At 62.4% G+C, this 12,131-nt stretch carries 10 protein-coding genes; 6 read left to right on the top strand and 4 right to left on the bottom strand.

Annotated elements, in window-relative coordinates; translation table 11 throughout:
- Nucleotides 1-67 precede the first annotated feature (67 nt).
- Genes B5P46_RS04190 through B5P46_RS04175 form a run of 4 tightly spaced genes read left to right on the top strand, consistent with a single transcriptional unit; the run spans nucleotide 68 to nucleotide 5,115 of the window.
- Nucleotides 68-1,345: an imelysin family protein gene (locus tag B5P46_RS04190; RefSeq protein WP_129417623.1), complete on the top strand. Its 1,278-nt coding sequence runs from the start codon at nucleotides 68-70 to the stop codon at nucleotides 1,343-1,345.
- Nucleotides 1,346-1,392: 47 nt separating this feature from the next.
- On the top strand, nucleotides 1,393-2,931 hold the full coding sequence (locus tag B5P46_RS04185; RefSeq protein ID WP_129417622.1) for a di-heme oxidoredictase family protein: 1,539 nt from the start codon (nucleotides 1,393-1,395) through the stop codon (nucleotides 2,929-2,931).
- Entirely contained in the window at nucleotides 2,931-4,031 is a 1,101-nt protein-coding gene (locus B5P46_RS04180) for an imelysin family protein (protein ID WP_129417621.1), read from the top strand. Before B5P46_RS04185 ends, B5P46_RS04180 begins: the two co-directional genes overlap by 1 nt.
- Before the next feature lie 4 nt (nucleotides 4,032-4,035).
- Entirely contained in the window at nucleotides 4,036-5,115 is a 1,080-nt protein-coding gene (locus B5P46_RS04175) for a DUF1513 domain-containing protein (RefSeq protein ID WP_129417620.1), read from the top strand.
- A gap of 16 nt (nucleotides 5,116-5,131) precedes the next feature.
- Here the strand turns inward: B5P46_RS04175 and B5P46_RS04170 are convergent, their stop codons facing one another.
- Entirely contained in the window at nucleotides 5,132-6,208 is a 1,077-nt protein-coding gene (locus B5P46_RS04170; protein ID WP_129417619.1) for a DUF2252 family protein, read from the bottom strand.
- Nucleotides 6,209-6,475: 267 nt separating this feature from the next.
- Between B5P46_RS04170 and B5P46_RS04165 the strand changes: the two genes are divergently transcribed.
- Nucleotides 6,476-6,925 (top strand): PaaI family thioesterase, encoded by a 450-nt coding sequence (locus B5P46_RS04165; protein ID WP_003544704.1) that lies wholly within the window; start codon nucleotides 6,476-6,478, stop codon nucleotides 6,923-6,925.
- Nucleotides 6,922-7,560, top strand: a complete 639-nt coding sequence (locus B5P46_RS04160; protein ID WP_003544703.1) for a 5'-methylthioadenosine/S-adenosylhomocysteine nucleosidase — start codon at nucleotides 6,922-6,924, stop codon at nucleotides 7,558-7,560. Before B5P46_RS04165 ends, B5P46_RS04160 begins: the two co-directional genes overlap by 4 nt.
- A gap of 261 nt (nucleotides 7,561-7,821) precedes the next feature.
- Here the strand turns inward: B5P46_RS04160 and B5P46_RS04155 are convergent, their stop codons facing one another.
- From B5P46_RS04155 to B5P46_RS04145, 3 genes are all read right to left on the bottom strand, one after another.
- Nucleotides 7,822-8,604: an ATP-binding cassette domain-containing protein gene (locus tag B5P46_RS04155; protein ID WP_018069980.1), complete on the bottom strand. Its 783-nt coding sequence runs from the start codon at nucleotides 8,602-8,604 to the stop codon at nucleotides 7,822-7,824.
- The gene (locus B5P46_RS04150; protein WP_129417618.1) at nucleotides 8,597-10,852 is read right to left on the bottom strand and encodes an ABC transporter permease; all 2,256 of its coding nucleotides are present in this window, start codon (nucleotides 10,850-10,852) and stop codon (nucleotides 8,597-8,599) included. The genes B5P46_RS04155 and B5P46_RS04150 overlap by 8 nt, the downstream gene beginning before the upstream one ends.
- Before the next feature lie 84 nt (nucleotides 10,853-10,936).
- Nucleotides 10,937-12,019: a substrate-binding domain-containing protein gene (locus B5P46_RS04145; RefSeq protein WP_129417617.1), complete on the bottom strand. Its 1,083-nt coding sequence runs from the start codon at nucleotides 12,017-12,019 to the stop codon at nucleotides 10,937-10,939.
- Nucleotides 12,020-12,131 lie beyond the last annotated feature (112 nt).

The following is a 12,131-nucleotide window of genomic DNA, read 5'->3' as shown; positions in this document are numbered from 1 at the left end:
TTTCCGAAAATCGATTCCGATTTTCGGGCCGATGCGGTAGACGGAAAATCCGTCACAGGAGAGGATCATGAAGCTCAACCGCAAATTCCGTGCAGCCGTGCTGGCGATCGCCCCCGCAGCCCTGCTCGCCCTTCCCGCGCATGCCGAGACCGATGCTGCCGCCGTGGTGAAACACTATGCCGATGTGGCACATGCGAAATACGAGGATTCGCTGACGACGGCCAAGGCGCTCGACGCCGCGATTGACGCCTTCCTGAAGGCGCCGACCGACGCGACGCTCAAGGCGGCCAGGGAGGCCTGGATCAAGGCGCGCGTCCCCTACCAGCAGACGGAAGTCTATCGCTTCGGCAATCCGATCGTCGACGACTGGGAAGGCAAGGTCAATGCGTGGCCGCTCGATGAAGGCCTGATCGACTACGTCGATGCTTCCTACGGCACCGAAAGCGACGAAAATTCTCTCTATGTGGCAAATGTCATTGCCAACAAGACGATCAAGATCGACGGCAAGGATGTCGACGCCTCCAAGCTGACACCGGAATTCCTCTCGGGCACGCTCGCCGAGGCCGGCGGCATCGAAGCCAATGTCGCGACCGGCTATCACGCCATCGAATTCCTGCTCTGGGGTCAGGATCTGAACGGCACGGGTCCCGGCGCCGGCGACCGCCCGGCAACCGATTACGACCTCAAGAATTGCACGCACGGCAATTGCGACCGCCGCGCCGAATATCTGAAGTCCGCCTCCACCCTGCTCGTTTCCGACCTGCAGGAAATGACCGACAACTGGAACCCGGATGGTGCAGCGACGAAGAATGTCGAAACCGATCCGAAGGCTGGCCTCGTAGCGATCCTGACGGGCATGGGTTCGCTTTCCTACGGCGAGCTTGCCGGCGAGCGCATGAAGCTCGGCCTGCTGCTGCACGATCCCGAGGAAGAGCATGATTGCTTCTCGGACAATACCTATAACTCGCATCTCAACGACGCGATCGGCATTGCTGCCGCCTATACCGGCAACTATACCCGCGTCGACGGCACCAAGCTCAGCGGCCCGTCGCTGCACGATCTGGTGGCCGCCAAGGACAAGGCGCTCGATGCCGAAGTTGAAGGCAAGCTCAACAAGACGCTTGATGCGATGAATGCCATGGCAAAGCGCGGCGAGACGGTCGAAAAGTACGACCAGATGATCGGCGAAGCCAACAAGGAAGGCAACGCCGTCATCCAGGCCGCCATCGACGGGCTGATCGACCAGACGAAATCGGTGCAGCGCGTTATTGCCGCACTCGATCTCGGCACGGTTCAGCTTGAAGGTTCCGACAGCTTGGATAATCCTAACGCCGTCTTCAAATAAGCAAAAAGGCGGGCCGCTTCGACAACCGGAGCGGCCCGGACCCTGAAATGTCGCATGCCCCGGCCCGCCGATTTTTTGCCAGCGTAGCGCTCTGCGCCACGCTTGCCGGTTTTTCCGTCAGCATCGCCGCCGGTTTCGATCTGCCGAGGAAACGCACCGACCTCTCCGAGGCCGATCTGAAACGTGTCGCCGATGTGACGCGGCCGACGGCGGATTTTTCCAAGGCCGAACAATACGAAGCCATGCAGGCGGGTGCTGCGACCTCGATCGACCCTGTCACCGAGGACAGCTTCTCGCATATTTCGGCCAACATCCCGTTCGAGGAAGAGCAGAATTTCAAGCTCGGCAATGCGCTCTTCCGCAAGCTCTGGGTTTCCGCTCCCTCCTCGACGCAGGCTTCCGATGGCCTCGGCCCGCTGTTCAACGCCCGCTCCTGCATGAGCTGCCATGTCAATGACGGCCGCGGCAAACCGCCGGAGGGAGGCCCGAGCGCCACCTCGATGTTCCTGCGGCTTTCCCGCGCCGCCACGACGCCGGAGGAAGAAAAGGCGGTCGCGAGTGCCAATGTCGTCAATTTTCCCGATCCGGTCTACGGCCATCAGCTGCAGGACCTTGCCGTTCCCGGCCTTGCCGCCGAAGGGAAGATGGCGATCAGCTACCGCGAAGAGAGGGTGACGCTCGGCGACGGCGAGACCGTGTCGCTGCGCCGGCCGAGCTATGCGGTGACGAACCTTGGCTATGGGCCGCTCGACCCCGCGACGACGATTTCGCCGCGGGTCGCCTCGGCGATGATCGGCCTCGGACTGATCGAGGCCATTCCCGAAGCCGATATCCTTGCCCATGCCGATCCGGACGATGCCGACGGCGACGGCATTTCGGGGAAGGCGGCGATCGTGCGCGACCATCGCAGCGGCAAGATCGCGCTTGGCCGCTTCGGCCGGAAGGCGCAGAACGCCACGGTGCGCGACCAGAGTGCAGATGCCTTCGCCAATGATATCGGCATCTCGACGCCCGATCACCCGGATGCGCAGGGCGACTGCACCAAGGCGGAAGAGAAATGCCTTGATATGCCGACCGGCGTGCAGAAACGGCTGGGCCCAGAAGAAGCGCCGGGTCCCATTCTCGACCTCGTCACCTTCTATTCCGGAAATCTCGCCGTTCCGGCACGGCGCAAGGCGAGTTTCCCCGAGACGCTGCAGGGCAAGCGGATCTTCTACGAAAGCGGCTGCATTTCCTGCCACGTGCCGAAATTCGTCACCCGGCGGGATACGCCGGACAAAGCGCAGTCCTTCCAGCTGATCTGGCCCTATTCCGACTTTCTTCTGCACGACATGGGCGACGGGCTTGCCGACGGGCAGCAGGTCGGCCTTGCAAGCGGACGTGAATGGCGCACGCCGCCGCTATGGGGTATAGGACTGACCCGGACTGTCAGCGGACACAGCTTTTTCCTGCATGACGGCCGTGCGCGGAGCCTCACCGAAGCGATCCTCTGGCATGGCGGCGAAGCTGAAAAGGCCCGCAACGCTTTCTCCTCCCTGTCGACAGACGACAGGGCGGCCCTGATTACATTCCTGGAGTCACTTTGATGCGCCTTTGGCACCCCCTGCTCTGCCTTACTCTGATCGGCCTCGCTACATCCGCGGCCGCCCAGACCGCCGCTCCCCCGGCAGGGCTGAACGAGGATGCCGTTCCCGCCGTCATGCAGCGCGCCGTCGACGAGGTGATCCGTCCCGGCTATCGCAACATGCAGCAATCCGCCGCCCGGCTGACGACGGCGATGAAGGATCTTTGCGCCGACGGCACGCAGCAGACGCTCGACAAAGCGAAGTCCACTTTCGACGACACGATCCGCTATTGGTCGATCATCGAGATCGTCCAGACCGGGCCCGTTATCCAGGACAATCTCTTCGAGCACATCCTGTTTTATCCCGACCGCAAGGGCGTCGGCCTCAAGCAGGTGCAGGCGCTGATCGCCAAGGCCGATCCGAACGATGCGACCGTTGATGCGATCGCCGGTAAGAGCGTTGCGTTGCAAGGCCTGACGGCGCTGGAATACGTGCTTTACGGCAATGGTTCCGACGATCTCGTCGGGCAGAAAGGCAGTTTCCGCTGCCTTTACGGCCAAGCGGTCGCCGGCAATATCCAGCGTGAGGCCGGCGAAGTCGTCGCCGCCTGGGAAAAACCCGACGGCGTGCAGGCGAGCTGGAAACATCCAGGCCCGCAGAGCAACGATTTCATGGACAACAAGGAAGCGGTGACGGCGCTCCTCGGCATTCTCGTCCATGGCGCGGAGAATGTCCGCGACCAGCGGCTGGAGCAGTTCTACAAGGGCAAGGACACCGCGCCACGGCCGCGCATGGCGATCTACTGGCGCTCCAAGAATACCTGGAAATCGATGGCCGCCAATCTGGAGGGTCTGCGCACGCTCTGGCAGAAGGCCGGCATGGCCGAACTTCTGCCGCCGGACAAGCAGCCGATCGCTGCCTCGATCGACGAGGACTTCAAATCGCTGCTCGACAGCGTACCGAAGCTCAATCCCGACATCGACGTCGCCACAAGCGATGCGGAGAAGGCCAAGCTCGATACGCTGCTTGCCGAAAGCCGCGACCTGATCACCCGGATCAGCGACGAATATGGCGCAGCCATCGGCCTTTCGGCCGGCTTTTCCTTTTCGGACGGAGACTGAGACGATGATGCAAAGTGCCGCGATCGACCGACGCAACTTCGTCAAGGCGGCCGGCCTTGGCTTCCTTGCTTCTTTGGCGCCGAGGTCGCTGATGGCACTCGAGCGGACTGAGGCGGTCTACGCCTCGGGCATTCGGGCAGCCGACGGCTCCTTTGCCATTGCGACCGTGACCGAGCGCGGCGAGATCGTCGATCAGGTGGCGCTTCCCGCCCGCGCCCACGGCATGGCGTTCAGCGCCAGCACCGGCAAGACTGTCGCCTTTGCACGCCGGCCCGGCACCTATGCGATGATCTTCGATCCCTGGAACAAAAGCGAGCCAATCGTCATCAGCTCCAGGGAAGACCGGCATTTCTACGGCCACGGCGCCTTCTCTCCTGACGGCCGCTTGCTCTACGCCAGCGAGAACGACTTCGACGGCAATCGCGGCATGATCGGCCTCTACGACGCCACCAACCGCTTCACCCGCATCGGCGAATTCGAAACCTACGGCATCGGTCCGCACGACATGACCGTGTCCGACGACGGCCGCCTGCTGATCGTCGCCAATGGCGGCATCGAGACGCATCCGGATTTCGGCCGCACCAAGCTCAATCTGGGAGAGATGCAGCCGTCGCTGGCGCTGATCGATGCGGCGACCGGGGCGTTGGTCGAGAAACATGTACTGCCGGCGGAATGGGCAGAACTCTCCACCCGCCATGTCGATCTCGACGGCGCGGGCCGCATCTGGTTCGCCTGCCAATACGAAGGTCACCGCAAGGATTTGCCGCCGCTCGTCGGCCATTTTGCCAAGGGCGAAGATCTTTCCTTCATCGACCTGCCCGAGGAGACGACGCGCAGGCTCGCCAATTACGTCGGAGCGATCGCCGTCAATCGCAGCGAGGGCCTCGTCGGCATCACCTCGCCGAAGGGCGGCGCCTCGGTGACCATCGACGCAAGGACGGGCAAGATGCTGGCCGAGACTTCCGTTCGGGATGCAGCAGGCATCGCACCGGCAAGAAGCGGCTTTGCCGTCTCCTCCTATGACGGCGATTTCCTGTCGACCCGCAGCGACGTCGCCTGGGATCAGCACATCGTGCGGATCTAATCACGGAAGCAGAGTTTTAGCCGCCACGCGAATAGGCTTTCTGCTCGGCGCTGACGCTCGATGCCGCGGCCCTTGCCGCCTCGTGCAGCCATTCGTTTCCCCGCGCCGCCAAATCCTTCAAGATCGACGCAACCGCCGCCGCATCGTCGGAATGGCAATTGGCGATCTCGAAGCCCATCAGTTCGAGCATCGTCGGCGAAAGCAGGATTTCGGGATGCCGGTCGATTTCGATCTTGCAGCTGTTCGGCGAGAGCCGGCGCACGAGGATGCGGCCGGAGACCTGGTAGTGAGGATCGGCTGAGCGCGCCCGCCCATTGGCGATCTCGCTTGCATGGATCGCCACATCCTGCGGCCTGTGGCGAAGCGACCAGGCGGACGGGACCAGCGCCTTTGCCTCGCGCAGCACCGGTCCACCTTGCCATTCGGCATAGGCGACGAAACGCGGCCGGCCGAGGCTGCCGGTGCCGCCGCTGCGCGGCTTCGCCACGAAAGGTCCTGATCCCAACGGCAGCGCGTCCGCGAGCGCCTTGACATAGGCTGATGGTGCCGGCTTCTTGCCGGGCTGCAGCATTTCGTATTTCTCCCAGAATTCCCGGCGTTCGGAATTCGGCAGCAGCAGCGCCTTGCGCAGCCATTTGTGGTCGCGCTCGAGGATGACGGGCAGCGGATTTTCAAGGCCTCTGCGATAGCCGCTCAAGATCAATTCGCCGATCATGCGAACCGAGGGACCGTCGCCGCCGCGGGCCAAAACGGCGCTTGCCGCAAGGCGAACGAGATCCAGCGCATAGGGCATCACCGCCGCGTCGTCGAAATCATTGACGCCCCAGACGAGCCGACCCTCGACATCGCGCCAGGTGCCGAAATTCTCCAGATGCGTATCGCCGATCGCCAGCACCACAGGCGCGCCCATAAGTTCCGGGCAGATATCGAGGATGATCTCGCACCAGCGCCAATAGGTGGCGCGCAGGAAGACGAAATCGTCGCTTCGCATCTTCTCGTGCTTCTCCCGCAGATCGTCCTTGACGAGATCGTCGCCGAGTTCGCCGGCCAGCCAGGTCTCGAAATTCCGCACCGATTGCGATATCGTCGTCATGCCGGCGCTCCATCATTTCGCGACCCGGTGCGGAGAATACGCGCACCGCGCGAAGCTGCAATCGTCTTCGCATCGGATCGCCACAATCCAGCGGTACTGGCCAGCGGTACTGGTCAGCTGTACCGGCTTGCACGGCGGCGGAAAGGTGAAGGGTTGCCCCGGCGACACGGTCCCGGGTTTCCATCGCCGCCCGGACCGATTTCAGCAATGTCCAGCTTGTCGAATGCGGCGCGCCATGCCACTTTCGCGGCTGCAAGAGGGGCAGACATGAGCGAGACTGACAGGGGCGATTTCCGCGCGCGAATCCGCCGCAATTTTGCGCGCCAGGCGGCGATGGAAACGATCGGCGCAGAGCTGACGCGCGTCGAGCACGGCGTCGTCGAGATCGAGCTTCCCTTCGACGTCAAACTGACACAGCAGCACGGCATCCTGCATGCGGGCATCATTTCCGCGGCGCTCGATTCGGCTTGCGGCTTTGCAGCCTATAGCGTCATCGACCCGGAAGCCTCGATCCTGACGATCGAGTTCAAGGTCAATCTCATGTCGCCGGGGCGTGGCGATCGTTTTCTGTTTCGCGGCGAAATCACCAAACCCGGCTCCACCATCATCGTCGCCGACGGACGAGGCTACGCGATCAGCGACGGGCCGGCGAAACTCATCGCCTCCATGACCGGAACGATGATGGTGATCCGCGGTAGAGAGGGCATTACGGGATGAAGTTCGAACTGAAATCGGTCGCCGGGAAATCCATCCTTTTCGTCATGGCGGCGGAGGCCGAATACGGTCCCTTCCTGCGCTCGCGCATCGAACCTTTGATGACCGGCGTCGGCCCGGTCGAGGCGGCCATCGCGCTGAGCAAGACATTGGCGCGGCTGGATGCCGTCGACGACCTGCCCGATCTCGTCGTGTCCCTCGGCTCGGCCGGCTCCGCGAAACTGGAGCAGACCGAAATCTATCAGGTGACCTCGGTTTCCTATCGCGACATGGACGCCTCGCCACTCGGCTTCGAAAAGGGCAAGACACCCTTTCTCGATCTGCCGGCAACGCTCGAGCTGCCGCTGCGCATTCCCGGCATTGCCGAAGCAAGCCTTTCCACCGGCGGCAACATCATTTCGGGCGCCGCCTATACAGGCATCGACGCCGACATGGTCGACATGGAGACCTATGCGGTGCTGCGGGCCTGCCAGGGCTACAAGCTGCCGCTGATCGGGCTTCGCGGCATTTCCGACGGCGCCGTCGAGCTGCAGCATATTTCCGGCTGGACCGAATATCTGCACATCGTCGACCGCAAGCTCTCTTACGGCGTCGACAGCCTGTTCACGGCGCTGGAGGACGGGGTTTTCTGGTTCTGAGCCTTTGAATGGATAATGTCCCGGCAGGTGGTGTAGGTGGCGGGAGATAGCAAAGCCGAGTGCCGGGGTTTCTGACCGGCGCTTGCTCAGGAACGTGTTTGCACTGTGAACCTCTTCAGGGCCGCGAGCGTTTCCGGGCTGACATGATGCTCCATCGGCGCCTGTCGTGACCCCACCTGCGCGTCGAATTACGATTGACAATCAACATGATGCGTTTCACCAGACCGGGGTCAACCTTCGCTTCTGATTCACAATGGCTGTTCAAATGGATCTTGCCTCATCGGCTGTCAGCGCATTCTCACGCGTGCCTGAAACGATGATCTCCAGCACTTCATGCTCGTCCGTGTTCCTGATGTAGCGGTCGCCGACATACTCACCGCGCTTGAGAACCATGACGCGATCACCCACGGCAAAAATGTCGACGAGGCGGTGTGAGATGATGATCTGGGCAACGCCTTGCTTCTTCAGCTCCAGCATGGTTTCGAGCAGCCGTTCGGTCGCCATCACGGAAAGGTTGGCGGTCGGCTCGTCGAGGATCACGACGCGCGGCTCGAACGAGATCGCGCGGGCAATCGCAACAGATTGTTGGCGGCCGCCCGACAGGCTTTCGACCTTCTGATAGACGGAGTTCACGTCGACCTTGAGCCGTTTCAGCACGCTGTCGGCTTCCGAATACATCTTCCGCCGATTGACGAAGGGGCCTTTGAGCGGCCAGCGGCCAAGGAAGATATTCTGGCCGACATCCATGTTGCCGCAGAGCGCGAAATCCTGGTAGATCATCTCGATGCCGACATCGCGGCTCTCGTGCGGGCTCTTGAACCGCACCGGTTGCCCGGCAACGAGGATATCACCCGCATCGCGTTGATAGGCACCGGTCAGGATCTTCATGAGCGTCGATTTGCCGGCGGAGTTGTCGCCGACCAGGCCGAGGATCTCACCGGGATAAAGCGTGAGATCGACCTTGCGAAGCGCCTGCACGGCTCCAAAGGCTTTTTCGATGCTCCGCATTTTCACGATCGGCTCGGATGGTGTCGCGTCAGCCATGACTACTGTCCCGTGTTGGCGCGCGCCTTGCGAGGCGGGTTCGCAGGCGTCCGAAAATGTTGGTCTGGCGCACCCATATGTCGATCAGCACCGCCACGATCAGGATGATGCCGATAAAGACATTGATCCAGTGCTGCGGCATGCTGAATCCCTGCACGTTGAGTTGCAGGAGTGCCCGGACGAGCGTGATCGAGGCCGCTCCCGCAAGCGCGCCGATCATGGTGCCGTAGCCACCGAAGATCGATCCGCCGCCTATGATCACGGAGGCGATAGCGTCGAGCTCGCGAAACTGGCCGGCAACGGGGTTGAAGCTGCGAAAGTAAGCGACGTTGATGATCCCCGCCATGCTCGCGCAGAGCGCCGACAGCATGAGCGAGATGAAGCGCACGCGGTTGGTGTTGATGCCGGCATAGGCAGCGGCGCGGACGTTGCCGCCGGCGGCGCAGACCTTCAGCCCGAACGGTGTATAGGCGAGCACGATGCCGGCGATCACGGCAACGAAAAACATCCAGATCGTCTGGATGCTGACGACCTCGGCCACCGTGCGAATGATCCCCGACGGTAGCGAAAGGCCGAAATGAAGGAGGACGTCGTTCACCTTGCGTCCGAGCAGGTTGTAACCCTCGGACCAGCCGGTCAGCTGTTGCCCTGCGACGAGCCAGGCGGCGAGGCCCCGGGCAATGTAGAACATGCCGAGCGTGGCGATGAAGGCAGGCAGTTTGAAGCCGACTGTGACGGCGGCGTTGACGGCTCCGGCGGTCATCCCCGCGAGCAGGCCCATCGTCACGGCGGTGAGCGGGTCGGCGCCGAGCACCTTCAAGAAATAGGCTGCGGTGCTGCCGGCAAGGGCGAGCACCGCGCCTACGGAGAGATCGATATCGCCTGCTGCGATGACATAGGTGAGCCCGACCGTGATGAGGGCCAGTTCCGTATAGTTGAGCAGGATAGCAAAGGTGTTGGGCAGGTTCCACCAGTAGTCCGGCCTCAGCGCGAGCCCCGTCAGCCACAACACGGCGGTCAGGACGATGGCAAGTGCGTCGCGACGGGCGAGAAACTTGCCAAGCCCGGCGGCAGACAGCGCCGTGTCGGTCACCATCGCCCCCTTGGTCTGGACACCTTCAATCGCCACGCCGCCGATCTCATAGGCCGGCGGCGGCGGCCGGCCGCGGAGCCAAGCCCATAGCCGGGCCGCAATCTGGCGCCGAATGAGGAAGGGCTCGATAAGCACGGCGATGACGAGAAGGAGGCCCAGGAAAACCAGCACGGCGCCTGCGGGCAGGGTGAACTTGGCGCCGACTGCGATGCTTTCACCGTCGATCACGACGATGCGCGTGATCGGCCATCCCTCGCGCAGCACCTTGTCGATCAGGACGACGACCGCAGCACCTAGGCAAGACCCGATGACGCGACCGCGCCCGCCAAGGATCGATGCTCCGCCGATGACGACAGATGCGATAACGGTGAGTTCCCAGCTGACACCATAGAGAGGGGTCACGCCTTTGTCCTGCGCGGCCGACAGGAGAGCCGCCAGGGTTGCGCAAAGCGAGGAGAGCAGATAGGCGCGAATGCGCACCCAGCGTGTGCGAATGCCGGCATAGGCCGCCGCCTGCTCGTTTCCGCCGGTGGCGAAAGTCTCATAGCCCCAGCGGGTCTTGGCAAGCACATAGGCCCCAACGATGGCGATGAAGAAGAATATCGCGATCTGGTTGTTGAAGCCGAGACCGTTCGTCTCGCCCAGGTGGAAAAACAGCGGATGGTCTTTGGCCTTGTCGGAGTAATAGATTGCCTGACCATGCGTCAGCGCGAGCACGAAGCCGCGACCGATGAAGAGGATCGTCAGCGTCGCAATGAAGGCCGGCACTTTCAGGACGGTGACGAGCACGCCGTTGACGAGGCCGATCACCGTGCCTAACAGCACACAGAGGATCGCCGACTGGATGACGCCGAAATCGAGAAAGCTCGGGGCAACAAGCCTGGCGAAGACCACGGCGACCAGACCGTAGGTCGAGCCAACCGAAAGATCGAGATCCCTGTTGGCGATCACGAAAGTCATTCCTACCGCGATGATCCCCACACGGGAGGTATCGCGCAAGAGCGCGTGAAGGGCCTCTGTCGATCCGAAGAAGGTCGGATTGACGAAGGCCCCGCCGAAGTAAAGCAGCATAAGGAACAGAAGCAGCCCAGCCTCCCAGCCGCCGACGAGCTGGGGCGGTGCACGGCCGAGCGATGTCGTCGTGGTGAGCGCCATGGATTTCTACCGGCCGGTTCCTGCTGTCGCGATGCGGGATGGCTCGCGCCCTCCCGCCTTGATTTCAGACGTTTTGAACGGCAGTCAGTTCTCGAAACGCTTGCCGACGTTCGCGACCGTTTCCTTCGTCACGAGCTGGGCACGCGTGTCGAGATTGGCAGCCGCGATACCGCGATCGATCTGGAGATAGAGCTGCATGACAGGCCAGAAGCCCTGCAGGAAGGGCTGTTGGCCGAGCGAGCCGGTCAGATTCCCTGATGCGATGCCTTCCTGCTGTGCCGGGCCGAGATCGAAACCATAGGCGCAGAACTTGCCGGTCCGCCCCATCTGGGCTACCGCCTTGACAAGCGGCGGCGTAAAGACGTTGTTGGCTGTGAAGGCGCCGACCACGTCTCCACGGGACTCGAAGAGCGAAACAAGTGCGTTGACAGGGTCGTTCGGGTTCGTGTCGATGCCGACGTTCTCCGGACCGGCGTCAACCTTGAAGGCATCGAGCTTGCCGGCGTCCTTCAACGTCTTGACGATGGCATTGAAGGCGGCGGTGACACGGTTGTTCACCTCGATGTTGCCCATCGCGGTGGAGGACGGCAGCACGATCGAGCCGCTGGTCGCGCCACTGGCAAGCACGCAATTCGCGAGCGCCTCGCCGCCGATTGCCGCGGCCGACGCGTCCTGGCCGGTATGGCTGATCGCGCTCCGGCGCAGTATGGTGCCGTCGAACGAGTTGGTCGTCGCGATCGGGATGCCGGCCGCCTCGGCAGCCTTGACGATGTCGTTATAGGCGCCGACCTGCGGCGTCGTCATGATGATGCCGTCGATGGTCGGGTCCTGAACGATCTGGTTCAGGATTTCGATCTCGCGGGCGGGGTCGTCCACAGGCGATTCCGAACCCAGCAGCAATATTTTGGCACCGATCATATTGCCGGCGACGGTCGCGCCGACATAGACAGGGTCAAAGAAGCCATTGCCTGCCGTGTGCGTCACGATCGCGAAGGTCAAATGACCGTCAGCCGAATGGAAATCCTTCGTGCCGACGGCCTCCTTTGCGGCTTCCTCGAAGTTGTAGCCGCCAACCGCTTTCTCGACGCTGCCCGACTGCGCAAATGCATGCGAGACACCGAGCGATAGTACCGCGGCCGATGCCGCGGACAACAATATCCGCCTCATGATTGGTCCTCCCTTGAAACCAAGGGAGGAAAGCCGTTCGAGCGCAATCTATCGAGAGTGGGGCCGAAGGCTTCCTCCCATTCTCTAATATTCCGCGCAATTCTGGTTCAAG

The organism is Rhizobium leguminosarum, assembly GCF_004123835.1.
GTDB classification, from domain to species: Bacteria; Pseudomonadota; Alphaproteobacteria; order Rhizobiales; family Rhizobiaceae; genus Rhizobium; species Rhizobium leguminosarum_M.
The sequence above is the reverse complement of the archived record's forward strand: the minus strand, read 5'-3'. Positions and strand labels throughout refer to the sequence as shown.

Excerpts from the sequence above, each read along its gene's own strand:
- B5P46_RS04165 (WP_003544704.1), top strand. The coding sequence starts at position 6,476 with ATGAGCGAGACTGACAGGGGCGATTTCCGCGCGCGAATCCGCCGCAAT.
- B5P46_RS04185 (WP_129417622.1), top strand. The coding sequence starts at position 1,393 with ATGTCGCATGCCCCGGCCCGCCGATTTTTTGCCAGCGTAGCGCTCTGC.
- B5P46_RS04180 (WP_129417621.1), top strand. The coding sequence starts at position 2,931 with ATGCGCCTTTGGCACCCCCTGCTCTGCCTTACTCTGATCGGCCTCGCT.
- B5P46_RS04155 (WP_018069980.1), bottom strand. The coding sequence starts at position 8,604 with ATGGCTGACGCGACACCATCCGAGCCGATCGTGAAAATGCGGAGCATC.
- B5P46_RS04190 (WP_129417623.1), top strand. The coding sequence starts at position 68 with ATGAAGCTCAACCGCAAATTCCGTGCAGCCGTGCTGGCGATCGCCCCC.
- B5P46_RS04150 (WP_129417618.1), bottom strand. The coding sequence starts at position 10,852 with ATGGCGCTCACCACGACGACATCGCTCGGCCGTGCACCGCCCCAGCTC.
- B5P46_RS04170 (WP_129417619.1), bottom strand. The coding sequence starts at position 6,208 with ATGACGACGATATCGCAATCGGTGCGGAATTTCGAGACCTGGCTGGCC.
- B5P46_RS04175 (WP_129417620.1), top strand. The coding sequence starts at position 4,036 with ATGATGCAAAGTGCCGCGATCGACCGACGCAACTTCGTCAAGGCGGCC.
- B5P46_RS04145 (WP_129417617.1), bottom strand. The coding sequence starts at position 12,019 with ATGAGGCGGATATTGTTGTCCGCGGCATCGGCCGCGGTACTATCGCTC.
- B5P46_RS04160 (WP_003544703.1), top strand. The coding sequence starts at position 6,922 with ATGAAGTTCGAACTGAAATCGGTCGCCGGGAAATCCATCCTTTTCGTC.